Origin of the sequence: Curtobacterium sp. L6-1 (assembly GCF_018885305.1) — a bacterium.
In the GTDB taxonomy this organism is placed as follows: domain Bacteria; phylum Actinomycetota; class Actinomycetes; order Actinomycetales; family Microbacteriaceae; genus Curtobacterium; species Curtobacterium aetherium.
This window is the reverse complement of sequence record NZ_CP076544.1, coordinates 3,217,803-3,242,706: the sequence shown is the minus strand read 5'-3', so window position 1 is coordinate 3,242,706 and position 24,904 is coordinate 3,217,803. Positions and strand designations below refer to the sequence as shown.

Genomic DNA, 24,904 nt, shown 5'->3' with positions numbered 1-24,904 from the left:
CCGGTACGGGTGCCGGCCCGGGTGCCGGTACGGGCGCCGGTGCGGGGGCGGGTGCCGGTGCGGTGGTCACGTGCTCAGGACCCCATCGTGGCGGACCACTTCGCCGCGAGCACCTTCGCGGCGGCGGTCACCTGCTCGTCGGTGAGCTCGACCGCGTCCTTCGGGGCGCCGCCGGCCGCGTCGAGTGCCTTCTCGTCGACCGTGCCCGCCTGCTGCATGGCGTCGAGGGTCGCGGGGAAGGCGCCGGCCTGCAGGTACAGGTTCTGCGCCTCCGGGCTGGCGATGTACTCCTGCCACAGCCGGGCGGCGGCGGGGTGCGGGGCGTCCTTGCTGATCGCCTGCGCGTAGTACGAGGCGAGGGCCTGCCCCTCCGGCACGACCGTCTTCCAGTGCTGGTTCCCGCTCGCTCCCGCGGCCGGCCCCCAGGCGAGGTTGTTGTACGACCACTGGATGACGACGGGCGTCTCACCCGAGGCGACCGTGGCCTGCGTCGGCAGCACGTTCTGGAAGTTGCCGGCCTGCTTCAGCTCGCCGAAGTAGTCGACGCCCTTGGTGACGTCGTCCGCCGAGCCGCCGTTCTCCAGCGCCGCGAGGTAGACGGCGCTCGCGGCCTGGTTCGCCTGCGTCGGGTCGCCTGCGATCGAGACCTTGCCCTTGTAGGCCGAGCCGAGCAGGTCGTCCAGGTCCTCCGGGGCGGTGGAGACCCTCGTCGAGTCGTAGCCGATCGACATCAGCCCGGTGTAGTCGCGGGTCCAGAGCCCGTCGGCGTCCTTGAGGTGGTCCGGGATGTCCTGCCAGTTCGCGACCTTGTAGTCCGTGAACAGGTCGGTGTTCGCCTGCAGGACCGCGTTGCCGAGGTCGAGGACGTCGGGTGCCGTCGCCTGCCCCTCCTGCGACTTCACCGCGGCCACCTCGTCGGCGCTCGAACCGTTCGGGTTCGCCGAGCTCACCGTGATGCCGGGGTACTTCGCCTTGAAGCCGTCGATGATCTTGCCGTAGTTCGCCCACGTCGGCGGGAGCGCGATGACGTTGAGCTTGCCCTCCGCCTCCGCCGCCTTCACCAGCGCGTCCATGCCGCCGCCGCGCTCCGCACTCGTGGCGGTCCTCCAGGCGGTGTCGTCGGCGGTCGAGGCGGAGCTCGTCGCCGAGCAGCCGGCCAGGGTGACGATCGCGGTGGCGGCGAGCGCCAGTCCGGTGAGGGGACGCTTGCGCTGCACGGGGAGGCCTTCCGTCGTCGGGTGCGGCCCTGTCGGGCCGGTCCGGCGGGGAGCGCCGGTCGGGACGATCGTGGACGCGGCCGGTATCCGGGTCGTGCTGGGTCGGTGAACGGAGGCGGAACAGCGCGTGCGCCTGTACGGTTCCGCGGGTGCCGTGGCGGATGGGCTCAGGAGCGCGTCGGCCCGGTACCGCAGGCCTCCCCGGGCGGTCCTACGCGCCGAACTCGACCAGGACGCGCGGGATCTCGCCGAGCAGCTCGCTCGCCAGGTAGCCCATCGGCCCGACCTGCACGGCCAGCCGGTCCCCCGCGGCGGCGTGCACCTGGGTCGCCCACACCGTCGCCTGCGCCACGTCGGCACCGCGGGCGAGCAGTCCGGTGATCGCGCCCGAGAGCACGTCGCCGCTGCCGCTGGTGCCGAGCCCGCCGGCGCCGGTGCCCTTCGCCCAGGACCGTCCGTCCGGCGCCGCGACGACGCCACCGAGGGACACGACGGCACCGAAGCGCTCGGCGATCTCGGCCGCGTCCGTGTGGTCGTCGGTGGTGTCGTGACCGAGGAGCCGTTCGGCCTCGCCGCTGTTCGGTGTCATCACGAGTCGTCCGCGCAGGGGTGCGAGTTCCTCGACCAGGTCGGCTGCGACGCCGAGCGCGAAGGCGTCGAGCACGACGACGGTCTCGTCGCCCACGCGGCTGGCGAGGCCGGCGACGAGCGAGCGGCTGCCCTCGGGTTCGTCGAGGCCGGGGCCGACGAGCACCGCGTCCGCGCTGCCGAGGTCGTCCGTGAGGCCCTCGACCGCACCGACGGCGACGTGGCCGTCCTCGTCCTCGTCGAGCGGCTGCACGCCGGACTCGGGCAGGGCGACCGCGACGTGCAGGGCGACGCTCTCGGCCACCGCCAGGGTCAGGCGTCCGCCCCCGACGCGCAGGGCGGCGATCGCGGCGAGCATCGCGGCTCCTGGGGTCTTCGCGGCACCGCCCACGACGAGCACCTGGCCCCGGCCGTACTTGCTGCCGCCGGCGTCGGGGAGCGCCCACTCGCGGAGCAGGTTCGGGGTGACGGGGACTGGTTCAGACACGGGCGTCGTCCTTCCGGCCTTCGTGTTCGGTGACGTCGGCGTCCGGGTCCTCGTCGAGGTGTCCGGTGCCGGAGAACTCCTCGAGCGTCCACGGTCCGCCGGCGCGCTCGCGGCGGAGGCGGGTCAGCGAGGCGTTCGCGACGGTGTGGGTCGCGGCGAAGTCCATCAGCGCGGGTTCGTCGAGGTCGAGGCAGACGGCGATGACGAGCATGACGACGGCGTCGTGCGCGGCCACGAGCAGGCGGTCGGCGTCCTCGATGCGGTCCACGTCGGCGAGCAGGGAGCGGAGGCGCAACATGACGTCGACCCATGACTCGCCGCCCGCGGGCCGGTGGTAGTACTTGCCGAGCCACTGTCGGCGCTGCTCCTCGTCGGGGTGCAGGTTCGCCGAGCCGGTGCGGGTCAGGCGGTCGAGGACGCCGAGCTCCCGGTCGCGCAGCCGTTCGTCGACGCGGCGCGGTGGTTCGGCGAGCCCGCCCGCCTCGAGTGCGAGGCCGATCGTCTGCTGCGCGCGGCGGTACGGCGACACCCACAACGCGACGGGGACGTCGTCCACCCCGCGGTCGGCGAGCTCGGTGCCGAGCGCCCGCGACTGCTCCTCGCCCAGGGGGCTGAGCGGGACGTCGGCGTCGCGGTGGTCGACCTCGACCACGTCGGCCCCCTCGGCCTCGGCCCGGGCTGCTGCGACGTTCGCGGTGGACTCGCCGTGGCGGACGAGCCAGATCTCGGTGACGGACATGGGGGCGAGGCTAGCCGGGAGGCGCTGCACCGGTTCACGGGCGGGTGCGGCTCCGGCGGGCGGGACGCCGGTGCAGTGCGCAGACGCACAGACGCACAGACGCACAGACGCACAGCGCAGAGGCACCGCCCGTCCGAGGACGAGCGGTGCCCGGTGCGGTGACGGCTCAGCCGCGTGCTGCCCGACGACGACGGGCGACGACCGTCGTGCCGATGCCCGCGGCCAGCAGCACGCCGGCGATCCCGAGCGGGAGCGCCGGGTCGGTACCGGTGAACGCCAGCGTCCCGGGGGTGCGCCCACCGCCCACCACGGCGCCCGCGGTCGGGCTGTCGGACGGGGTCGGGCTGTCGGACGGGGTCGGGCCGGCCGGCGTCGTGCTCGGACCGGAGGGGGTGTCGGACGGCACGCCGGGCGTCGGGGTGTCGGTCGGGGCCGGCGGCGTCGGGGTGTCGGTGGGCGTCGGGGTCGGCGTCGGTGTCGGCGTGGGCGTCGGGGCGACGACGCGGATCGTGACCTCCGTGGTGTCGGCCGGACCGGTGCCGTTCGACGCGGTGATCGTCACCGTCGAGGTGCCCGGCGTGGTCGGGGTGCCCGAGACGACACCGGTCGTGCCGTCCAGCGTCAGGCCGTCCGGCAGCCCGCTCGCGGTGAAGGTCGGCGTGGGCGACCCGGTCGCGGTCACGGTGTAGCGGTAGGGCTCACCGGCGGTCGCCTCCGTCGGCGTCCCGGACGTGATGCTCGGTGCGACCTCCGGTGCGGGGGTCGGCGCCGGCGGGCACTCCTGGGCGGGGGTGATCGTGTTCGTGTCGAGCGTGACCGCTCCGGTGCGTGCGAGCAGGCGACCGGCGACCGTGGCGCTCGTGGTCGCGGTGACGGAGGCCTGGGCGAGGACCGTGCCCTGGAACTGTGCGCCGGTGCCGATGGTGGCGGAGCTGCCGACCTGCCAGAACACGTTGCACGAGCTCGCTCCACCGGTGATCGTGATCCGGGTACCGGACCCGATCGTCAGCGTCGAGGCCGCCTGGAACACCCACGTCGAGTCCGCGTCACCGGCGAGGGTCAGTGCGCCGTTGTCCGCGAGCTGGAGTGCGCCACCGCGGTAGACGCCGGGGCTGAGCGACAGCCCGTCCAGCTCGGTGTACCGGGTGGTCGTCGTCGGGGTGAGTGCCGCCGCCACGTCGTAGGCCGTCGTGGTGTCGCGTTGCGCCTGCGCGGCGTCGGCCGGCGTCCGGACACTGCCGGTGACCGACCCGTTCGGCGCTCCGCCGAAGCCGGTGATCGAGGTGCCGGGCGCGACGCCGAGGTCCCCGCGGACGACCGTGGGCCCGGTGTTCGTGACCGCGCTGGCACCGAGCACACCGTAGGTCGCGGCGGTGCCGAGCTTGACCGGACCGTCGATCTCGGTGGCGGCGGAGGCACCGGAGGACGACACGAGCAGGAGCGACGCGGCGAGCCCGAGTCCGACGCCTCCCGTCAGGACGGAACGGAGGAGCGGGGACGTGGCCATGGCGGCACCTGTCTGCGAGGGAGAGGCACTGGCGCTCGTCGACGACGTCCGCATGATCTCCGGTCTTCGGAGTATGCGCCACCTGAGGGCGGCTCAGTGGAATGTGCGCGAAACGCAGTGCCGCACCGACGGACTCCCAGCCGGAACGCCACAGGACGGGGGACAGACGCACGGGAGCGGCGCCGGACGGGTGCACCCAGAGCCCCGTCCGGCGCCGCGGTCAGCGCCCTCCCCCGCTACGCCCGACGGACCCGCAGGGTGGTGAGCTCGAACGGCCGCAGGGTCAGGACGACGGGCTCGCCGTCCTCCCACGAACCGTCGTCGAGCGGACGTTCGAGCAGGTCGACCCGGGTCACGCCGGCGACGTCGAACCCGAAGTCGACGCCGACGTCGGTGGCCCGCCCGCCGAGTGCCTCGTACAACCGCACGACCACGTCGCCGGACCGGTCCTCGGCGAGCTTGACGGCCTCGACGAACACCTGCGGCGACGACACCGTCACGAGCGGCTCGACGGCGGTGTCGCCCGGCACGGCCCGCACCGGCAGGTTGAGCCGGTACCCGGAGTCCGCCGCGTCGAGCACCGTGGCGCCGACCCGCAGCACCGTGCGGAAGACGTGGTGCCCCTGGTCGGCCGCGGGGTCGGGGAACATCGGCCCGCGCACGAGCGACTCGCGCACCTGCGTGGTCGTGCCGCCGTCGGCTCGGGTGCTCCGGGTGACGTCGTGCCCGTAGGTGGAGTCGTTGGCGATCGCGACCCCGAAGCCCGGCTCGGCGACGTGCACCCACCGGTGCGCGCTCGTCTCGAAGCGCGCGAAGTCCCACGAGGTGTTCTGGTGCGTCGGCCGGTCGATGTGCCCGAACTGGATCTCGCTCGAGGCCTGGTCGGCCTTGAGGTCGAGCGGGAACGCCAGCTTGAGGAGCTTCTGCTGTTCGTGCCAGTCCGCCTCGGTCTCGACGACGAGCTCCGGCTGGCCCGCGGTCGCCGTGTACCGGGTCGTGACGGTCGAGCTGCCGAAGGGGCGGACGACGACGAGCGCGTCCCCCTCGACCGTGACGCTCGTCGCGGCGAGCACCGACCCGTGCCGCTGGTAGGCGCGGTCGATGTCCCACGCCTCCCACTGGTTCGGGGTGTCGCGGAACACCGTGTACTCGGCCGCCGCAGCGCCCGGGGCGATCGCGTCGCGCCCGCTCGCGCGGTCGACGAACGAGACGACGTGCCCGGCCGCGTCGATCGTGGCGACGACCACGCCGGTGTCGATGACGAACCGGTCGCCGTCCCGGACGGGAGGCACGGCCCGCGCCGCGTCGACCGGCTCGGCCCCCAGCGCGGTGACGCCGTCGGCTGCCACCGGGGACGCGTTGAACCGCACCAGCGAGGCGGGGGCGGCCGGGCCTCCCGGACCGTCGGTCGGCTGCTGCGCGCCGGCGGCGAGCGCCGTCGTCGCGGTGCCGATGAGGTCCTCGAGGACCCCGGCGACGCGAGCGTACTCGGCCTCGGCGTTCTCGTAGACCCACGCGATGGACGACCCGGGCAGGATGTCGTGGAACTGCTGGAGCAGGACCGTGTGCCAGGCGGACTCGAGTGCGTCGTACGGGTACGCCTGCCCGAGCCGGACCGCTGCCGTGGACGCCCAGAGCTCGGCCTCGCGGAGCAGGTGCTCGGAGCGGCGGTTGCCCTGCTTCGTGCGGATCTGCGACGTGTACGTGCCGCGGTGGAACTCGAGGTACATCTCGCCGGACCACACACCGGGCGTGGGCAGGGCGCGCTCGAGCTCCTCGAAGACCTGCGCCGGGGTGCCGAGCTCGACGCGGGGCGAGCCGTCGAGGTCGTGCTGGCGTCGGGCGGCCGCGACCATCTCGCGGGTGGGACCGCCGCCGCCGTCACCGAAGCCGTAGAGCAGCATCGAGGTGTTCGCGACGCCGCGCTCCTTGTTGTTCCGCTCGCCGCGGTGCAGGTCGGCGGGTGAGACGTCGGAGTTGTAGGTGTCCGCCGGGGGCAGGTGGGTGAGGACCCGGGAGCCGTCGATCCCCTCCCACAGGAACGAGGTGTGCGGGATGACGTTCGTCTCGTTCCACGACGGCTTCTGCGTGACGAACCACTTCGAGCCCGCGGCACGGACGATCTGCGGCAGGGCGCCGGTGTAGCCGAACGAGTCGGGGAGCCAGGCCTCGGGGGTGTCGACGCCGAACTCCTCGAGGAAGAAGCGCTTGCCGGCGACGAACTGGCGGGCCAGGGCTTCGCCGCCGGGCAGGTTCGTGTCGGACTCGACCCACATGCCGCCGACCGGGATCCACCGGCCCTCGGCGACGCGCTCGGTGATGCGGGCGAACACCTTCGGGTACTCGTCCCGCATCCACGCGTACTGCTGCGCCGACGAGCACGCGAAGGTGAAGTCGGGGTCGCGGTCCATCAGGTCGAGCACGTTCGAGAACGTCCGGGCGCACTTGCGCTTCGTCTCGCGCACCGGCCAGAGCCACGCCGAGTCGATGTGCGCGTGCCCGACGGCGATCGCCCGGTGTGCCGAGCCGCTGGCGGGGACGCTGAGCGCCTCGGCCAGGACCGCGCGGGCGTCGGCGGCGGTCCCGGCGACGTCGTCGGGGTCGAGCGCGTCGGCGGCCCGTTCGAGCACGCGCAGGACGTCGGCGCCGCGGGTGCCGTCGGTGGGCAGCTCGGCCATGAGCCCGCGGAGCACCCAGAGGTCCTGCTGCAGCTCCCACACGGTGTCGTCGCGTTCGACGACCTCGAGCGCCCGGAGCCGGTAGATCGGGGTGTCGCCGGCGGTGTGCTTCGAGCCGAGCGGGGTGGCGCCCTGGAAGTCGTCGCCGCCGATGTCCGGGTTCGCGCCCGCCTCGACGTAGAGCTCGAACGACTCCCCCGGTCCGACCTGCAGCGGCACGCTGTCGTTGAGCGGCTCGATGGCCTTGATGGTGGAGCCGTCCGGACGCCAGGCGAGCCCCTCCGCCTGGAACCCGGCCTGGCGCTTGCTGAAGCCGAGGTCGACGTGGAGCTCGGCGGTCGTGCCGTCCGCGGTGCCGAAGTCGGCGGGGACGGTGCCGGTGACCCGGAACCAGGTCGTGCCCCACGGCCGGGCGCCCCACGGGTCGCCGACGGTGAACGGGGTGTAGGTCTGCTGCACGGCCTCGGCGAAGGGGACGGGTTCGTCGGGGACCTGCCAGGCCTCGATCGTCACCGGCGACGCCCGGCGGTGGACGTTCGGGTCGACGCGGTCCCGGACGAGTCGTGCGATCCGGGCCTCGACGAGCGGTTCGTCCTGGTGCATGTGGTGGTTCCTTTCGAGTGGCGTGCGGAGGTGCGGTGTCAGCCCTTGATGCCGCCGGCGAGGGCGTTGCCGCCGCCCAACCCGCGGGACACGATGACGTAGAGGGCGATGACGGGCACGGAGTAGATGATCGAGAACGCGGCGAGCTGCCCGTAGGCCACGGCCCCGTACTGCCCGAAGAAGTTGAAGATGCTCACCGCGGCGGGCACCTTGTCGGGCGAGAGGAGCAGGACGAAGGGGACGAAGAAGTTCCCCCAGGCCTGGATGAACACGAAGATGAACACGACCGCGATGCCGGGGCGCATGAGCGGGATGACGATCCGGGTCAGCGTGGTGAACATCGAGGCGCCGTCGGTCCAGGCTGCTTCCTCGAGCGAGATCGGCACCGAGTCCATGAAGTTCTTCGCCATCCAGATCGCCATCGGCAGGCTCGTGGCGGCGAGGAAGAAGATGCAGCCCCAGACGTTGTCGATGATGTTCAGCGACACGAACAGGCTGTAGACGGGCACCATCATCGCGGTGATCGGCAGGCCGGTGCCGAACAGCACGCTGTACAGGAACGGCTTGTTGACCCGCATCTTGTAGCGGGACAGCGGGTACGCGGCGAGGATCGCGACGACGACGGTCAGGACCGCGGTGCCGCCGGACAGCAGCAGGCTGTTGCCGAGCGGGATGAACGACAGTTCGGGCGTCAGCACGGTCGTGAAGTTGTCGAGCGTGAACCGCGACGGCAGCTTCACCGACAGGGACGCCTGCGGGTCGAGCGAGGCGAACACGAGCCAGAGCAGCGGCACGGCGAAGCACAGCGCGATCACGAGCAGCACGGTGTTCGAGACCCAGCGCATCACCCGGCCGCGGGGCGACGTCATGTGCATCGATCCGGGCGCGGTGAGCGTGCGGGTCGAGGTCGTGTCGGGGCGAGCGGTCGTCGTGGCCATCTCAGTCCACCTCCGGCTTGAGTGCCCGGATGTAGATGATCGAGAAGACCGCCCCCACCACGAGCAGGATGGTCGCGATCGCGGTGCCGAACCCGAGCTGCGAGAACTTGAACGCCTCCTGGTACGCCAGGATCGGCAGGGTCGACGAGTTCGTGCCGGGGCCGCCGGCCGTCATCACGTAGATGAGCGTGAAGACCGACAGGGTCTGCAGCGTCGTCAGCATGAGGTTCGTCGAGATGCTCCGTCGGATGACGGGGAGCGTGATGTAGACGAGGCGCTGCCACCCGGTCGCGCCGTCGACCTCGGCGGACTCGGTGATCTCCTCGGGGACCTCCTGCACGGCGGCGGAGTACACGAGCATCGAGAACGCGGTGCCGCGCCAGATGTTCGCGAGGATGACGGCGAGCATCGGGTACGCGTACAGCCAGTTCGGTCCGCTGATCCCCACCGCGGCGAGGATCGTGTTGAGCGTCCCCTCGTCGTTGAAGAAGGCGTAGGCGGCGAACGAGGCCACGATCTCGGGCAGGACCCACGCGGCGACGACGAACGTGCCGACGACCGCCCGGACCGCCTTGTTCGCGCTGCGCATGAGGAGCGCCAGCCCGAGCCCGAGCACGTTCTGCCCGACGACGGCCGAGGCCAGCAGGAAGACGATGGTCAGGACGACGGACTTCGGGAAGTCCTTGTCCTGGAACAGGTCGACGTAGTTCTGCAGGCCGATGAACTGCTGGTCGGCAGCGCCGGCGCCGGTCAGGGCCGAGTTCGTGAACGACCCGTAGAACGACGAGATGACGGGGCCGAGCAGGAACACCACGAGGAGGACGACGGCCGGCAGGAGCGGGGCGGCCCGGCCGACGTTCCGCAGCGGCTTCCGCTTGCGGGGGACGGGTGGGTCGGTGCGCTTCGGCGCACCGGGCGCCGGGACCACCGGCGCGAGGGGAGTGCTGGTCATGCTGGGTGCCTTCCAGAGCAGCTCACGGGTGACGTGCGGGTGGACGGGAGGCGCGGTGCGGTCCGGCACCGCGCCTCCCGTCCGTCAGCGGGACCCGTCGACGGGCCCCGCCGGCGGGGACGGGGAGACCCGTCAGCCGACGTCGACCGTCTTGTCCTCGCCGACGATGCCGACCACGGCGTCGTCGTAGGTGGCGGCCGCCTCCTCCGGCGTCTGCTGCCCGGTCATCACCGACTCCATGGCGACCTGGATCGCGTTCGAGATCTGCGAGTAGTCGCTCGTCGCGGGGCGGAAGTGGGTGTTCTCGACCAGGCCGGAGAAGAACTCGAACGTCGGGTTCGCGCCGGTGTACTCCGGGTCCTCGGCGACGTCCTTGCGCACGGCGATCTGGCTGTTCTCCGAGTCGTACTTCAGCGAGCCCTCCTTGTCGAGGAACATCGAGATGAAGTCGAACGCGGCCTGCGGGTTCTTCGACTTCGACCCGACCGCGAGCGTCCAACCGCCCGACATGCTGTTGTAGCCCGGCGCCTGCCCGTTCTGGGTCGGCATGGGTGCCTGGCCCATCACGTCGTTCCACTCGGCCCACGGCGCGGTGCCGGTCTCGAGCCAGGTGCCGGACTGCCACGACCCGTCGAGGTCGATGGCGAGCTTGCCCTCCGGCAGCCACGTCTGCGTGATCGTGGTGCCGATGTTCGTGTCGAGTGCCTGCTGCGGGGTCGGGCCGAGGTCACCCTGGTACACGTCCTGCACGAACTGCAGCGAGTCCCGGAACTGCTCCGACCCGGTGACCCACTTCTTGTCCTTGTAGAGCGTGTTGCCCTCGCCGTCGGCGCCGTACAGGAGCATCTCGAAGCCCTGCATGGTCGCGGCCTCGCCCTGCGGCTTGCCGGAGTAGATGTTGAACGGGATGACGTCGGGCTTCTCGGCCTTGATCGTCTTCGCCGCGTCGAGCACGTCGTCCCAGGTCTTCGGCTTCCACGGGACCGGGAGGCCGACCTCCTCGAAGAGGTCCTTGTTGTACCAGAGGGCGCGGGTGTCGGTGCCCATCGGGATGCCGTAGACCTTGCCGTCCTCGCCCTGGCCCGCCTGCTTGGCGTTGTCGAAGAACTGGTCCCACTCGTCCCACTTCGCCGTGTACTCGTCGAGGGGCAGCAGGTACCCGGCCTGGGCGTCGGCCTTCACGAGGAACGTGTCCTCGTACATGACGTCGGGGGCGGTGGCGGGCGCCTTGTTCATGAGCGCGAGCTTGGTGGCGTAGTCGTTCTCCTGCGCCTGGATCGGGACGAGCTCGACCGTCTTGCCCGGGTTGGCCTTCTCGTACTCCTTCTTGACGACCTTCATCTGGGCGTCGAGCTGCTGGAAGGCGCCGAACTTCTGGTAGGCGATCTTGATCGTGTCGCTCGAGGCGGACCCCGAGCTCGAGCAGCCGGCGAGTCCGACCGCGGCGACGGCCACGGCGGCGAGTCCGGCGATGATGCGGGTGCGTTTCATCGGTGCTCCTTTGCACGGGTGAAGGTCGCGGACTCCGTTGCCCGCGTTGCGTGATTAGTCCATCGTGTGGACTTAACAGTTGTCAAGCGGCTGGCGCGAAGCGCACCCGGTTCCTGACCTGCGGGCGCGGCGGCGCGGGCGGGCGCGGGCGGGAGCGGGCGGGCGCGGGCGCGCGCGGGCGCGCTGGCATTCGCGCTGATCGACACCGTTCGGCCGCGCGGGCGCGAACGTCGTCGCGCAGCGCGAACGGTCGCCCCGGTCGGCTGCGACGAGCCGGCCCGACAGCCGCGACTCGGCCGCGGTCGGCTACCGGATCGGCGTGGCGCCGCCGGTCACCGTGACGCCGCCCGCGGCGGGCACGTCGACGAGCAGCAGGCTCGGCCGCCCGACGTGCCGCCCCTGTCGGATCACGACCCGGTCGCCCGCGGAGGCCCGCCCCACCGCCCGCAGGTAGGCCCCGACCGACGCCGCAGCCGATCCGGTGGCCGGGTCCTCGGTGATCCGTCCGACCGGGAACAGGTTGCGCGCCTCGTACTCCCCCGCCCCGGTCCGGTGCAGGACGGTCACCGTCGCCGGCCACCCGCTCCGCCGCATGCGGTCCGCGAGCACGTCCGGCGCGAAGCGGAACTGGTGGAACAGGTCCGCCTCGGCGAGGACGAGCACGGGGTGCCAGTTGCCGGCGAACGACTCCAGCGGCGGGTGCTCCGGGTCGAGGTCGGCGGGCACGAGTCCGAGCACCTCGAGCAGCGGGAGGAGCCGCTCCGCCGGGATCGGCCTGGCCGCCGGCTCGACGCTCGTCATCGCGACCTGCACCCCGGCGTCGGTCGTCGTCGCGGTCAGGGCCACGTCGCCCGCGGCCGTCACGAACACCCGCGCGCCGACGCCCTGCCGTTCCGCGATGGCCACCGCGAGGGCGACGGTCGCGTGGCCGCAGAAGGGCACCTCGGCGGCCGGCGAGAAGTACCGCACGTGCACCCGGCCGCTGTCGGCAGCCGTGACGAAGGCGGTCTCGGAGTAGCCGACCCGTGCGGCGATCGCGAGCATGTCGGTGTCCGTCAGGCCCGCCGCCTCGAGGACGACGCCCGCGGGGTTCCCGCCGCCGGGCGCCTGCGGGTCGGCGAACGCGGTGTACCGGAGGACCTCGACGGACTGCACCGCCCGAGCGTACCGAGCAGGCGCGGCCACCGCGGCCGCGCTCAGTGCGCGATGAGCATCGTGCTCGCCCGCGGGGACAGCGCCGCGTCGAGGACCAGGCACGCGGCCCCGACCGCGGCCACGTCGGCACCGCGCGGGCTCTCGACCACCGTCACCGGGTGCTTCGGCACCAGGATCGGCGACCCGGCGATCGCCGCCGTCGCCGCCGGGAGGGCCGCCGCTGCGATCCGGGCCCAGAACGGCCCGCCGAAGACCACCCGGTCGACGTCGAGCAGGTTCACGATGACGACCACTGCGCGCCCCATGACGGCACCGACCTCGGCGGCGAACGCCGTCGCGAGCGGATCCCCCGCGTCGACCGCTGCGCCGAGCCCGTCCCACGCCCGGTCGACCGCGGCGAGGTCCACGTCGCCGTCCGCCCCGACGCCGGCACCACCGCCGTCGCCGAGTGGCACGCCCCGCTCCGCCGCGATCCGCACGAGCCGGTCGGGTGTCACGGTCGCCCCGACCTCGCCCCGACCGCCGCTCCCGTCGGGGGTCCCGGCGAGCGACCCCTGGTCGACCATGATGTGTCCGGCGTCCCCGGCGTTCGACCCCGAGCCGCGCACGGGTTCGTGGTCGAGGACGAGCCCGACGCCGAACCCCGTGCCGAAGTACACGAACGCGAAGTCCCGCGCCGCCGTCTCCCGCGCCAGGAACACCTCGCCGACCGCGGCCGCGGTCACGTCCTTCTCGAGGAGCACCGGGTAGCCGGTGGCGTCGCCGAGCGCGTCGCGGAGCGGCACGTCGCGCCACCGCGGCAGGAACGGCGGGTCGAGCACGATGCCGGCCGCCGCGTCGATCGGTCCGGGCGAGGCGATGCCCACGCCGAGCACGCTGTCGGGGGCGACGCCGGCCCCGCCGACGAGTCCGTCGACGGCGGCCGCCATCGTCCGGACCACCTGGTCCGGGTCCTCGGCGCTCGGCGTCGAGGTGGTCGACTCGGCGACCACGGACCCGGCGAGGTCGAGCAGGACGTACGTGACGACCGCGGGGTCGACGTGGACCCCGATGGCGAACCGGCTGCGCGCCTCCAGTCGGAGGATCGTGCGCGGCTTGCCGCGCCCGGACACGACCGTGCCGGACTCGACGATCATGCCGGCGTCGATGAGGAACCGGGTGACGTTCGAGACGGTCTGCGGGCTCAAGCCGGTGCCGGCGGCGAGCTCGACGCGGCTCAGGCCGCCCGGGGACCGGCGGATCGCGTCGAGCACGACCGTGCGGTTGAATCCACCCAACGACGGCAGGTTCGCCCCACGCCGATGCTCCGCCACCCGAGTGACGATACCGCCGGAGCGCGGATCCGCCGTCGCACCGCTGGCATCACCCCCGCTCGCACCGTTAGCCTGACCGACATGACGGACCTCCGCCTCGAAGAACTCTCCGCAGCGACCGCCGCAGCGGCCAACTCGCTGACGCTGAAGCCCGGGCAGGAGCAGTTCGTCCAGCCGACCTCGTACGCGCAGGCCGAGTCGGACGTGAAGCCGACCGCCTCGTGGCCCCGCGTCGTGCTCGACGGGGACGAGGTCGTCGGCCTCATCATCGGCAGCTTCGACGCCGAGAACGTACAGGAGGAGCTCCGCAGCTGCATCTGGCGCGTCAACGTCGCCGCGAACGCGCAGGGCCGTGGTGTCGGTCGCTTCGCGGTGCACGGTCTGGCGGACGAGGCCCGCAAGCGCGGGTTCGAGCGCCTGACCGTGGTCTACGAGCCCGGTGCCGGCAGCCCGGCGGCGTTCTTCGAGGCGCTCGGCTTCCAGGTCGTCGGCGAGACGCAGTACGGCGACCACTTCGCGACGCTGACGCTCTAGGCGTCGTCGTGTCGGCACCGCCGTCCGACGGGGACCCCGACGACTTCGGTGCCGCCGTCGCGGAGGTCGTCCGCGCCATCCCGCCGGGCCGCGTGATGACGTACGGCGACGTCGCCGCCGTACTCGGCTCCCGCGCGTCCCGTGCCGTCGGGAAGGTGATGGCCCACGAGGGTGCGCACCTGCCCTGGTGGCGGGTCGTCCGGGCCGGCGGGCTGCCCCCGGTCCACCACGAAGCGCGTGCCCTCGAGCACTACCGCGCGGAGGGCACCCCGCTGCGACCGACCCGTGCGGTCGACGACGCGACGGCCTGGAGGCTCGACATGCGCCGTGCGCGCTGGTCGCCGACCGCGCCCGGCCGGCCGGACTAGCGCCGCGTGGACGTCCCCGGGCCGGGTGTGACCGGGCCGGGCTGCAGGTCGAACCGCGTGCCCTTCGAGTTCGACGGCAGCAGGAAGAACACGGACAGCACGAGCGACCCGATGCCCGGGAGCACGTGCAGGAACTGCCAGAAGCCGGACAGGTTCACGTCGTGCAGCCGCCGGGCGCCGAGGGCCAGTCCGCCGACGAGCGTCACGAGGGCCCAGAGCACGAACAGGTAGGACCCGACGGGGTTCTCGAGCAGCGGGGCGTCCGGGGTGAACGCCTGCGGCACGAGTTGCAGCACCAGGCCGATCGCGAACGACGTCAGCCACCACCACCAGAACTCGGAGCGGGACGCCCGACCGGTGAACACCGTGTACTTCCGCCAGAACCGCCGGACGGCCTCGGCGAAGGGGGCACCGACGAAGGGGTCGCGCAGGGCGACGCCTCCCGGCTGGACGTCGTTGCTGCTCATCCCCCCAGCCAACCACGGTCACCCGCCCCGGCCCGGGCGGGACGCACCCCCGGACGCACATCGCGCCCCGTCGGGACGGGGCGCGATGTGCGTGGCGGGGCGCAAGAGGGCCGTCGGGGCGATGGACGCGGTCAGACCAGCGAGTCCCGCCAGGCCGCGTGCAGCTGGGCGAAGCGTCCCGTGCCCGCGATGAGGTCGGCGGGCGTGCCGTCCTCGACGATCCGGCCGTACTCCATCACGAGCACCCGGTGGGCGATCGCGACGGTCGACAGCCGGTGGGCGATGATGACCGCGGTCCGGTCGGCGAGCAGGGTCTCGAGACCCTCCTGCACCAGTCGCTCCGACGGGATGTCCAGCGACGCCGTGGCCTCGTCGAGGATGAGCACCTTCGGGTCCGCCAGGAACGCCCGGGCGAAGGACAGCAGCTGGCGCTGCCCCGCCGACACACGGCCGCCGCGCTTGTTCACGTCGGTGTCGTACCCGTCGGGCAGCGCCGTGATGAACTCGTGGGCACCGACCGCCTTCGCCGCAGCCTCGATCTCGCGCCGCGAGGCACCCGGGCGTCCGAGCTCGATGTTGTCCGCCACCGAGCCGGAGAACAGGTACGCCTCCTGCGTCACCATGACGACCGCACGCCGCATGTCCTTCGGGTCCAGGTCGCGCAGGTCCACGCCGTCCAGGGTCACGCTGCCCGCGGTCGGGTCGTAGAACCGCGCCATGAGCTTCGCGAGCGTCGACTTGCCGGCACCGGTCGACCCGACGAGCGCGATGGTCTGCCCCGCCGGGATGTGCAGGTCGAACTCCGGCAGCACGACCCGGTCCTCCTTGTAGGCGAACTCGACGTGCTCGAAGTCGACCCGGCCCACGGCGTTCGGCAGCGTGACCGGCTTCGCGGGGTCGGGGACGCTCGGCTGTTCCTCGAGGACGCCGGAGATCTTCTCCATCGCCGCCGAGGCCGACTGGTAGCTGTTGTAGAACATCGCGAGCTCCTGCGCCGGGTCGAAGAACCGCTTGGCGTAGAGCGCGACGGCCAGCAGCGCGCCGATCTCGAGCGACCCGCCGACGACCCGGAAGCCGCCGATGATGACGACCGCCGCGAGCGTGGCGTTCCCGATGAGCACCAGGCCCGGGTCGAAGATCCCGAACAGGTTGAACACACGCGCGTTCGCCTGCCGGTTCTGCTCGACCTGGTCCCCGTACTCGGTCTCGTTGCGGGACTCCTTGCGGAAGGCCTGCACCGCCCGGATGCCGGTCATCGTCTCGACGAAGTGCACGATCACGCGCGCGCTCGTCGTGCGGGTCGACCGGAACAGCTGCTGCGAGCGCTGCTGGAACCACCGGGTCAGGAACCACAGCGGCACGAGGGCGATCGCGAGCACCAGGCCCGAGGTCGGATCGAGCAGCACGAGCGCCACCGCGGTGAACAGCATGTACAGCACACCCTGGATGAGCTGGTTCAACCCGGAGTCGAGCAGTTCGCGGATCGAGTCGAGGTCGCTCGTCTGGCGCGAGATGATCCGGCCCGACGTGTACGTCTCGTGGAACTCGAGCGACAACCGCTGCGTGTGCAGGAACACCCGCTTCCGCAGGTCGAACAGGATCGCCTGGCTGATGCGCGCGGAGAGCACGGTGTACCAGGCGGTGAGGACCGCGCCGACGACCGCGATCGTGACGTACGACCCGACGACGAGGAAGGCCGGGGCCCAGTCCTCGCGGTCGAGCACGGCGGGGAGCGCGTGGTCGATGCCCCACGCGATGAGGGACGGCCCCGCGACCTGGCCGGCGGTCGCGAGCACGACGACGACCGCGATCCCCCACAGCCGCGCCCGGAGCGGTGCCGCGAGGGAGCCGAGCAGGGACAGCGACCGGCGCCGCAGGCGACGGCTCTCGGACTTCGTGAAGTCCTCGCGCTCCTCGCCGCGGACACCGCGCACCGTGATCGACGCGGTGACCGGGGCTGCTCCCTCGGCCGCCTGCGTGCCGGTGCCGACCTGCGCGACCGGCTCCGCGCCTGACTGCGGTCCCTGGTCGACGGTCACCCGTGCGTCCTGGTCGTCGCTCATGCCATCGCCTCCTGTCGGTCCTTCGCGTCGTCGTCGTCGAGCGACGAGATGACGGATCGGTAGTGCTCGTTGGTGGCCATCAGCTCGGCGTGCGTGCCGACGGCGGTGACGCGCCCGTCCTCCATGAGCGCCACCCGGTCGGCGAGCGTCACGGTCGACGGACGGTGGGCGACGATGAGCGACGTCGTCTCCGCGAGGACCCGACGCAGGCCGGCCTCGACCCGCGCCTCGGTGTCGACGTCGAGCGCCGACAGCGGGTCGTCGAGGACGAGCACGCTCGGCCGGGCCGCGATCGCCCGCGCCAGGGCGAGTCGCTGCCGCTGCCCGCCGGAGAGGGACAGGCCCTCCTCGCCGACCATGGTGTCGACGCCCTCGGGCAGGTCGTCGACGAACGACGCCTGCGCGATGTCGAGCGCCTCGCGCATGACCCGCTCGGCCTCGTCCCCGGACAGGTCCGGACGCCCGAGCAGCACGTTGTCGCGGACGCTCGACGAGAACAGCGTGGCGTCCTCGAACGCGACCGCCACGTGCCGACGCAGGTCCGCCCGTGTCAGGTCGCGGACGTCGACGCCGTCGATCGTGACCGAGCCGCCGGTGACGTCGTACAGCCGCGGCACGAGCGCCAGCAGCGTGGTCTTGCCGGAGCCGGTGAGCCCGACCAGGGCCATCGTCTCGCCCGGCTGCAGGTGCAGCTCGACGCCGTCCACCAGGTCGGGGAACTGCGCCGGGGAGTCCTGGTAGCGGAAGTGCGTGGCGTTGAACGACAGCGCACCGTGCGGTTCGGCGATCGTCCTGGGCTCCGCGGGGTCGGTGATGGTGTTCTCGGAGTCCATCACCTCGAAGTAGCGGTCGACGGCGGTCCGGGTGTCGAAGGTCATCGACAGGAAGAAGCCGATCGACTCGATCGGGAAGCGCAGCACCGTGGCGGTCGCGAAGAACGCGAACAGCTGGCCGACGCTGAGGTCCCCTTGGCTGGCGAGCCAGATGCCCGCGAGCAGGCAGAGCGCGAACGCCACGTCCGGCACGAGCAGGAGCCACAGCCAGATCGCCGCGATGGCCTTGGCCTTCTCGATCTCGGTGCCCCGCAGCTGTTCGGCCTGCTCGGCGAACTCGTCGAGCTTGTACCGACCGCGCCCGAACGCCTTGAGCACGCGGATGCCGTGCACCGACTGCTCGACGCTCGTCGCGAGGTCGCCGACCTGGTCCTGGCTGCGGCGGGCGACGATCGAGTACTTCCGCTCGAACAGCACGCTGTTCACCCACACCGGGATCGACGCGAGGAGGAAGATCAGGCCGAGCTGCCACCCGAAGGTGAAGAGCACCGCGAACCCGATGACGATCGTCACGACGTTCACGACGAGCAGCACGATGCCGAAGGCCAACCAGCGGCGGATGAGCGACAGGTCGGACACCGAGCGGGACAGCAGCTGCCCGGACTCCCAGCGGTCGTGGAACGCGACCGGCAGGTCCTGCAGCTTGGCGTACAGGGCGTTCCGCATGCTCGCCTCGATGCGGGTCGACGGCCGCATGACCATCTTCCGGCGGGAGGCGATGAAGAACGCCTCGAGCACGCCGAGTGCGAGGACGCCGAGGCCGGCGGGCCAGATGAGGCCGCCGTCGCCGGACGCGAGCGGTCCGTCGACGAGCGCCTGCAGGACGTAGGGGATGGCGAGCGCGACGACGGAGGCGCCGAGCGCCGCCAGCATCCCGCCGAGCAGCCGCCATCGGTAGGGCCTGACGTAGGGCCACAGCCGCGCGAGTGCGCGGGCGGTGGAGGGGCGCGCCGGTGTCGGCGCCGGTTCCCGGTGGGGTACCTGGGACATGCTTCTGCGTCCTCGTGCTTCGTGCCGGGTCACGCCGGTCGGTCGGGTCTCGTCCTGACCGGCCGGGAGGCCCGGGGTGCGTTGCGTGGTCTGGTCGCCCAGGCGTCCACCCGCGTCGGCGACCGCCGCCGCTGGTCCGGCGTCGGTCGGTGGACGGGTGGTCCCCTGGTCGGGAGCGACAGGGACACGTGTCCCTCGCGCTCGGTCCTGCTGGGCCCGCTGCGGCCCGGTGGCTGCGGGGGCAGCCCTACGCGGTGTGCGGCGCCGGGACGACGGGCGTCCCCGCGGACGGGTACGGCGCGGCGGCCCGCAGGGCGGGCCGGGCGTCGGGAGTGGTCCCGCCGGTGGACGTCCGTTCCGTCCGGGCAGCCGTTGCCGTGGTGCCGGTCGTCGTGTCCATCGTCACTCCAGTCGTCGTCTTCGTCACCGTCGTGTCCGTGGTGCCGCCGACCCGTGGAGCGGTCGTCGGCGAAGGCCGCGGAGCCTTGCAGACTATCGGCCGAGACTCTCAGCGCGCAACCAGCACCTCGTGCTGGCTGCTCGCTCGTCGACGCACGCCGAACGGCGTGCCGGTCGGACCGGACTCAGTGGAAGAAGTGGCGCTCGCCCGTGAAGTACATCGTCACGCCGGCTGCCGTCGCGGCCGCGATGACCTCCTCGTCGCGGACGCTGCCGCCGGGCTGGGCGACGGCACGGACACCGGCGTCGAGCAGCACCTGCAGGCCGTCGGCGAACGGGAAGAACGCGTCGGAGGCGGCGACCGATCCGGCAGCGCGGTCCCCGGCGCGGTTCACCGCGAGGTGGCACGAGTCGACCCGGTTGACCTGGCCCATGCCGACCCCGACGCTCGCGCCCTGGTCCGCCAGGAGGATCGCGTTCGACTTCACCGCACGGCACGCCTTCCACGCGAAGGCCAGGTCGGCGAGGGTCTGCTCGTCGGCGGGCTCGCCGGAGACGAGGGTCCACGTGGACTGGTCGAAGCCGGTGAAGCGGTCGGCGTCCTGCACGAGGAAGCCACCGGAGACCTGCTTGACCTCACGGTCGTCGAGTGCGAAGTCCGACGGCAGGGTGAGCAGCCGGATGTTCTTCTTCCGCGAGAGCACCTCGAGCGCCTCGGGGTCGAACGCGGGCGCGACGACGACCTCGGTGAAGATGTCCGCCACGGTCTCGGCCATCGCGAGCGTGACCGGACGGTTCGCCGCGATGACCCCGCCGAACGCCGAGAGTGGGTCGCAGGCGTGGGCGGCGGCGTGCGCGGAGGCGATCGGGTCGACCGCGTCCGGGGCACCCACCGCGATGCCGCACGGGTTGGCGTGCTTGATGATCGCGACGGCCGGCTCGCTGAAGTCGTACGCGGCACGGACTGCGGCGTCGGCGTCGACGTAGTTGTTGTACGACATCGCCTTGCCGTGCAGCAGCGTCGCCTGGGCGATGCCGGTGCCGGCCGTGCTCGTGTACAGCGCCGCCGCCTGGTGCGCGTTCTCGCCGTAGCGGAGCGTGTCGGCGAGCTCGGCGGACAGCGTGAGCGACGTCGGGAACGCGGCACGGGCCTCCTGGCCGGCGGCGTCCACCGCAGCGGACCCGTCGGCCGCGACGACGTCGGAGGCGAAGTACGCCGCGACCGCGGTGTCGTAGGCGGCGGTGTGCCCGAAGGCGTGCGCGGCGAGGCGCTTCCGGAGCTCGAGCGTGGTGCCGCCGGCGCGGACGGCCTCGACGACCTCGGCGTACGAGGACGGGGAGACGACGATCGCGACGTTCGGGTGGTTCTTCGCCGAGGCGCGGACCATGGCCGGGCCGCCGATGTCGACGTTCTCGACGACGGTCGCGGTGTCGGCGCCCGAGGCCACGGTCTCGACGAACGGGTACAGGTTGACGACCACCAGCTCGAACGGCGCGATGCCGAGGTCGGCGAGCTGCTGCTCGTGCGACGCCAGGCGCAGGTCCGCGAGGAGCCCGGCGTGCACGGCCGGGTGCAGGGTCTTCACGCGGCCGTCGAGCGACTCCGGGAAGCCCGTGACGCTCGCCACGTCGGTGACGGCGTACCCGGCGTCACGGATGGTCTGCGCGGTGGACCCCGTCGACACGAGCTCGACCCCGGCGTCGGCGAGGGCACCGGCCAGCTCGAGGAGACCGGACTTGTCGCTCACCGAGATGAGGGCGCGGCGCACGGGCACGACGTCCCGGTCGCGGTACAGGCTGGGGTCGGCGGCGTGCACGCTCATGCGGGGGTGGTGCCCTTCAGGTCGATGTGTCCGGTGGCGATGTCGAGGACGGTCTGGATGAGCAGCCGGCGCTCGACGGGCTTGATGCGGTCGTGCAGGGTCGACTCGGTGTCGTGCGGCAGGACGGGGACCCGCTCCTGCGCCAGGACCGGTCCGCTGTCGACGCCGTCGTCCACCGCGATGACGCTCGCCCCGGTCTCGGTCACGCCGGCGGCCAGGGCGTCGCGCACCCCGTGGGCTCCGGGGAACTCGGGGAGGTACGCGGGGTGCGTGTTGATGACCGAGGGCCCGAACTCGGCCACGACCGCGGGCGGCAGCAGGCGCATGAGGCCGGAGAGCACCAGGAGGTCGGGCGTCCACGGGCGGATCTGCTCGGCGAGCGCTTCGCCCCACTCGGCGCGGGTCGCGTAGCGGGTGAAGGGGACCGTGAAGGTCGGGATCGAGTACTCCTCGCCGAGCTGCAGGCCCTCGGCGTCACGGTCCGCCCCGATCGCGACGACGCGGGCGGGGTACTCGGCATCACGGGTCGCCTCGAGCAGGGCTCGGAGGTTCGACCCGGTACCGGAGATCAGGACGACCAGTTCGAGCACGGCACAACCCTAGCGGGAGCGCGTCGGGCTCACGCGTCCGGGTCGTCCTTCGGGCGCCGCCACCACGGCAGCTCGTCGTCCGGGATCTGGTCCGTGGTGTCCCAGCCCGCCGGGCGTGCGCTGCCCGACCAGGCGGTGGGGCCGGGCGACGCGGCGGGGCGCGCGGGAGCCGGGTCGTCGATGCCGTCCAGGTCGGCGTCGTCACGGCCGGCGACGAACTCCTCGGTGCTCCACGGGAAGGCGGGCTGCTCGTCGGAGTGCGTCGGGACCGGCGGCGTGGGCGTCCCACCGGAGCCCGCGTCCGCCGTGCCGGCGGCAGCGCCGTCGCCGCGATCACCATCGGTGGGCCGGCCGTCCGCCCCGCCGTGGTGGCGCAGGTCGCCGACGCGGTCGCGCAGGCTGCCGGCCCGGTCGCGGAGGCTGCCGGCCCGGTCGCGGACGTCGGCTGCCCGGTCGCGCGCTCCGGACGCAGCCGACCGCAGCTTGTCGCGGAGGCCGCTCGCGGGGGCGCCGTCGGCCGGAGGCGCGGTGAGGCGGTCACCGGCGACGGCGTCGGTCCGTGCCCAGTCGGGCAGCGGGACGTCGGTCGTCGGCTCGATCACGTGGTCGGCGTCGCGCTCGGTCGCGCGTGCGGTCTCGGTCGGACGAGCAGCGTCGGCCGCCGCGGGCTCGGACGCGTGGGTCACCGGCTCGTGCACCTCGTCCACGACGAAGCGGTGCACGTCCGTGGTCCGCCCGGCGCCGGCTGCGTCGAGCGCGGCGATGAGGGAGCCGTGCTCCGGGGTGGCGTCCGCGGTGGCGGCGTCGTCCTCGGCCTCGTGCCAGCGCTCGCCGATCCAGGACCGCTCGGGCAACCGGACGAGGTCGCTGCCGATCGCGAGGGCGACCACCGCGGGGACCCCGACCTCGAGCGCCGCGAGGGCCCCGACGACGAGGGCGTGCGGACCGACCTCGGCCAGGCGTCCGGGTCCGATCGAGCCGGAGGACATCCCGGCGAGCAGGCCCGTCAGCAGCCCGGCGACCAGCCCCGTGGCGACACCGCCGAGCGCCCGGTGCAGGGCCGAGTCGGCCGCTCCGAGTGCCCGAACGAGCCGCGGCCGCAGGAGACCACCGGCAGCGAAGCCCGCCACGACGGGGACGAGTATCCAGACCAGGCCGAAGGTGTGCCCGGACGTGGGCAGTGCCCCGAGCACCGGGAGTGCCGGCAGCGGTCCGAGCGTCGTGCCGATCGGGGACACGGACGACCCCGACCCGATCGCGAAGCCCGGCCCGACGAGCCACGACGTCGCCCAGCCGATGAAGTCCGGTACGAACGCGAGCTGGCCGACCGTCAGGGCGATGCCCCCGACGAGGCCCGCGTGCGAGCGTTCGTAGAGCGTGATGACCTCGGCGAAGGAGCCGAGGAACAGGAGCCCGACCAGCACGGCGGCGACCGCCACGACGCAGGCGGTCGCGACCGTCCCGGCGCGCAGCCCGAAGCCGACCACCGCTCGCCACACCGCGGGGATGCGTCCGACCAGGTCCACCACGCGGGCGGTCACCGGGTCGGCGGCCATCCCGCGGCGACGTCGGCAGACCTCGGCCGTGACGACCGCGGGCACACCGAACCACAGCGCGGGCAGGACGACCGCCTGCCAGACGGCGGGGTGGGTGGCGGTCGTCGTCGAGGTGAGCGCCACCAGCAGTCCGAGGGCGGCGACGGACGCCGTGCCCACCAGGACGCCCGTGACGCGGTGCTCTGTCTCGGCCAGCCGACGCCCGGCACGGCCGCCGAGCCACGCGGTGACGACGGCGAACCCGAGGGCGGCGAGGGTGACGACGATCGGTGCGGACGCGCCGGAGAGCCCCGTGGCCTCCGCTGCAGCGGCACCGAGCGAGAACGTGACGTCGACCCCGTGCCCGATCAGCCAGACGTTGCCGGCGGCGGTCCAGAAGACGTCCCAGTCGACCTGGAGCCCGTACTCGAACGCCCACAGCAGGGTGAGCGGGACGAGCGCGATGCCCACGCCGACGCCCACCGTCACGATCGCTTCGATCACGGCGAGCAGAGCGGTTCCCAGGCGGTTCATCGCAGCGAGGATACGGCCGCGGCCTGCTCGCTCGCCGGTGCCGCGCGGCTCCGGCGGAAGACCGGTGCTCGTCGGGAGCACCCCGTCCGGAGGCGGTGCGTCCCACGGGACCGGTGCCACGCACCGGTCCCGTCGCGTGCACGACCGGCCACGGACGGACGGGAGGCCCGGTGCCAGCCGGCACCGGGCCTCCCGTCCGAGCGCACCGCTACTTCGCGGCGACGACCTCGCGCAGCAGCGCGGCCGTCTCGGACGGCGTCTTGCCGACCTTGACTCCCGCGGCCTCGAGCGCCTGCTTCTTCGCCTCGGCCGTCCCGGCGGAGCCGGAGACGATCGCGCCGGCGTGGCCCATCGTCTTGCCCTCGGGCGCGGTGAAGCCGGCGACGTAGCCGACGACCGGCTTCGTGACGTGCGCCTTGATGTATTCCGCGGCACGCTCCTCGGCGTCACCACCGATCTCGCCGATCATGACGATGGCCTCGGTCTCGGGGTCGGCCTCGAACGCGGCGAGCGCGTCGATGTGCGTCGTCCCGATGACCGGGTCGCCGCCGATGCCGATGGCGGTCGAGAAGCCCAGGTCACGGAGCTCGTACATCATCTGGTAGGTCAGGGTGCCGGACTTCGACACCAGGCCGATCGGGCCCTTGCCGGTGATCGTCGCCGGGGTGATGCCGACGAGCGACTCTCCGGGCGTGATGATGCCCGGGCAGTTCGGCCCGATGATCCGGGTCTTCCCGCCGAGGGCCTTCGCGTGCGCCCAGAAGGCGGCGGAGTCCTGCACGGGGATGCCCTCGGTGATGACGACGACGAGCGGGATCTCGGCGTCGATGGCCTCCATGACGGCGTCCTTCGCGAACGCCGGCGGGACGAAGACGATCGAGACGTCGGCACCCGTGGTGTCGATGGCCTCGCGCACCGAGCCGAACACGGGGAGCTCGACGTCGCCGTGCGTGACGGTCGTCCCGGCCTTGCGGGCGTTCACGCCGCCGACGACCTGGGTGCCGGCCTTCAGCATGAGCGCGGTGTGCTTGGTGCCCTCGCCGCCGGTGATGCCCTGGACGATGACCTTGGAGTCCTTGGTGAGGAAGATCGACATGGTC

General features: G+C 72.8%; 19 protein-coding genes. 2 read left to right on the top strand and 17 right to left on the bottom strand.

The window, feature by feature from the left end:
• Positions 1-74 precede the first annotated feature (74 nt).
• The 10 genes from KM842_RS15025 to KM842_RS14980 form a co-directional block, all read right to left on the bottom strand.
• Positions 75-1,217, bottom strand: coding sequence for an ABC transporter substrate-binding protein (locus tag KM842_RS15025; protein WP_216259604.1), 1,143 nt, complete (start codon positions 1,215-1,217; stop codon positions 75-77).
• A 211-nt stretch (positions 1,218-1,428) separates the two neighbouring features.
• Complete coding sequence (locus KM842_RS15020) at positions 1,429-2,292, bottom strand: NAD(P)H-hydrate dehydratase (RefSeq protein WP_216259602.1); 864 nt, start codon at positions 2,290-2,292, stop codon at positions 1,429-1,431.
• Positions 2,285-3,031 carry a histidine phosphatase family protein gene (locus KM842_RS15015; protein ID WP_216259600.1) on the bottom strand — a complete coding sequence of 249 codons (747 nt, stop codon included), beginning with the start codon at positions 3,029-3,031 and terminating at the stop codon, positions 2,285-2,287. The genes KM842_RS15020 and KM842_RS15015 overlap by 8 nt, the downstream gene beginning before the upstream one ends.
• A gap of 166 nt (positions 3,032-3,197) precedes the next feature.
• Complete coding sequence (locus tag KM842_RS15010; RefSeq protein ID WP_216259598.1) at positions 3,198-4,538, bottom strand: ice-binding family protein; 1,341 nt, start codon at positions 4,536-4,538, stop codon at positions 3,198-3,200.
• A 236-nt stretch (positions 4,539-4,774) separates the two neighbouring features.
• On the bottom strand, positions 4,775-7,819 hold the full coding sequence (locus tag KM842_RS15005; protein ID WP_216259596.1) for an alpha-mannosidase: 3,045 nt from the start codon (positions 7,817-7,819) through the stop codon (positions 4,775-4,777).
• A 38-nt stretch (positions 7,820-7,857) separates the two neighbouring features.
• On the bottom strand, positions 7,858-8,757 hold the full coding sequence (locus tag KM842_RS15000; protein ID WP_420363040.1) for a carbohydrate ABC transporter permease: 900 nt from the start codon (positions 8,755-8,757) through the stop codon (positions 7,858-7,860).
• Position 8,758: 1 nt separating this feature from the next.
• Complete coding sequence (locus KM842_RS14995) at positions 8,759-9,709, bottom strand: carbohydrate ABC transporter permease (RefSeq protein WP_216259594.1); 951 nt, start codon at positions 9,707-9,709, stop codon at positions 8,759-8,761.
• A gap of 132 nt (positions 9,710-9,841) precedes the next feature.
• Positions 9,842-11,200 (bottom strand): extracellular solute-binding protein, encoded by a 1,359-nt coding sequence (locus tag KM842_RS14990; protein ID WP_216259592.1) that lies wholly within the window; start codon positions 11,198-11,200, stop codon positions 9,842-9,844.
• Positions 11,201-11,506: 306 nt separating this feature from the next.
• A complete protein-coding gene (locus tag KM842_RS14985) occupies positions 11,507-12,355 on the bottom strand; it encodes a PhzF family phenazine biosynthesis protein (protein WP_216259590.1) in 849 nt (282 codons plus the stop codon).
• 41 nt (positions 12,356-12,396) lie between these two features.
• Entirely contained in the window at positions 12,397-13,668 is a 1,272-nt protein-coding gene (locus KM842_RS14980; RefSeq protein ID WP_216259588.1) for an ROK family transcriptional regulator, read from the bottom strand.
• Between the two features lie 81 nt (positions 13,669-13,749).
• Between KM842_RS14980 and KM842_RS14975 the strand changes: the two genes are divergently transcribed.
• The gene (locus tag KM842_RS14975) at positions 13,750-14,202 is read left to right on the top strand and encodes a GNAT family N-acetyltransferase (protein ID WP_216259587.1); all 453 of its coding nucleotides are present in this window, start codon (positions 13,750-13,752) and stop codon (positions 14,200-14,202) included.
• Positions 14,203-14,210: 8 nt separating this feature from the next.
• Positions 14,211-14,570 carry an MGMT family protein gene (locus tag KM842_RS14970; protein WP_216259585.1) on the top strand — a complete coding sequence of 120 codons (360 nt, stop codon included), beginning with the start codon at positions 14,211-14,213 and terminating at the stop codon, positions 14,568-14,570.
• Here the strand turns inward: KM842_RS14970 and KM842_RS14965 are convergent.
• The 7 genes from KM842_RS14965 to sucD form a co-directional block, all read right to left on the bottom strand.
• Positions 14,567-15,037, bottom strand: a complete 471-nt coding sequence (locus KM842_RS14965; protein ID WP_216259581.1) for a DUF805 domain-containing protein — start codon at positions 15,035-15,037, stop codon at positions 14,567-14,569. The two genes, KM842_RS14970 and KM842_RS14965, sit on opposite strands and share 4 nt — an antisense overlap.
• A gap of 131 nt (positions 15,038-15,168) precedes the next feature.
• A complete protein-coding gene (locus KM842_RS14960; RefSeq protein ID WP_253206386.1) occupies positions 15,169-16,977 on the bottom strand; it encodes an ABC transporter ATP-binding protein in 1,809 nt (602 codons plus the stop codon).
• Positions 16,978-17,096: 119 nt separating this feature from the next.
• On the bottom strand, positions 17,097-18,923 hold the full coding sequence (locus KM842_RS14955; RefSeq protein ID WP_216259578.1) for an ABC transporter ATP-binding protein: 1,827 nt from the start codon (positions 18,921-18,923) through the stop codon (positions 17,097-17,099).
• Positions 18,924-19,507: 584 nt separating this feature from the next.
• Positions 19,508-21,145 (bottom strand): bifunctional phosphoribosylaminoimidazolecarboxamide formyltransferase/IMP cyclohydrolase, encoded by a 1,638-nt coding sequence (purH, locus tag KM842_RS14950; protein WP_216259576.1) that lies wholly within the window; start codon positions 21,143-21,145, stop codon positions 19,508-19,510.
• A complete protein-coding gene (gene purN, locus KM842_RS14945) occupies positions 21,142-21,735 on the bottom strand; it encodes a phosphoribosylglycinamide formyltransferase (protein ID WP_216259574.1) in 594 nt (197 codons plus the stop codon). The genes purH and purN overlap by 4 nt, the downstream gene beginning before the upstream one ends.
• Positions 21,736-21,764: 29 nt before the next feature.
• Entirely contained in the window at positions 21,765-23,804 is a 2,040-nt protein-coding gene (locus KM842_RS14940) for a cell division protein PerM (protein ID WP_216259572.1), read from the bottom strand.
• A gap of 208 nt (positions 23,805-24,012) precedes the next feature.
• Positions 24,013-24,900, bottom strand: a complete 888-nt coding sequence (gene sucD / locus KM842_RS14935) for a succinate--CoA ligase subunit alpha (RefSeq protein WP_216259570.1) — start codon at positions 24,898-24,900, stop codon at positions 24,013-24,015.
• Positions 24,901-24,904 lie beyond the last annotated feature (4 nt).

Coding starts and splice junctions, on each gene's coding strand:
- KM842_RS15015 (WP_216259600.1), bottom strand. CDS start 3,031: ATGTCCGTCACCGAGATCTGGCTCGTCCGCCACGGCGAGTCCACCGCG.
- KM842_RS15010 (WP_216259598.1), bottom strand. CDS start 4,538: ATGGCCACGTCCCCGCTCCTCCGTTCCGTCCTGACGGGAGGCGTCGGA.
- KM842_RS15005 (WP_216259596.1), bottom strand. CDS start 7,819: ATGCACCAGGACGAACCGCTCGTCGAGGCCCGGATCGCACGACTCGTC.
- KM842_RS15000 (WP_420363040.1), bottom strand. CDS start 8,757: ATGGCCACGACGACCGCTCGCCCCGACACGACCTCGACCCGCACGCTC.
- KM842_RS14995 (WP_216259594.1), bottom strand. CDS start 9,709: ATGACCAGCACTCCCCTCGCGCCGGTGGTCCCGGCGCCCGGTGCGCCG.
- KM842_RS14990 (WP_216259592.1), bottom strand. CDS start 11,200: ATGAAACGCACCCGCATCATCGCCGGACTCGCCGCCGTGGCCGTCGCC.
- KM842_RS14975 (WP_216259587.1), top strand. CDS start 13,750: ATGACGGACCTCCGCCTCGAAGAACTCTCCGCAGCGACCGCCGCAGCG.
- KM842_RS14965 (WP_216259581.1), bottom strand. CDS start 15,037: ATGAGCAGCAACGACGTCCAGCCGGGAGGCGTCGCCCTGCGCGACCCC.
- KM842_RS14955 (WP_216259578.1), bottom strand. CDS start 18,923: ATGTCCCAGGTACCCCACCGGGAACCGGCGCCGACACCGGCGCGCCCC.
- purH (WP_216259576.1), bottom strand. CDS start 21,145: ATGAGCGTGCACGCCGCCGACCCCAGCCTGTACCGCGACCGGGACGTC.
- KM842_RS14940 (WP_216259572.1), bottom strand. CDS start 23,804: ATGAACCGCCTGGGAACCGCTCTGCTCGCCGTGATCGAAGCGATCGTG.
- sucD (WP_216259570.1), bottom strand. CDS start 24,900: ATGTCGATCTTCCTCACCAAGGACTCCAAGGTCATCGTCCAGGGCATC.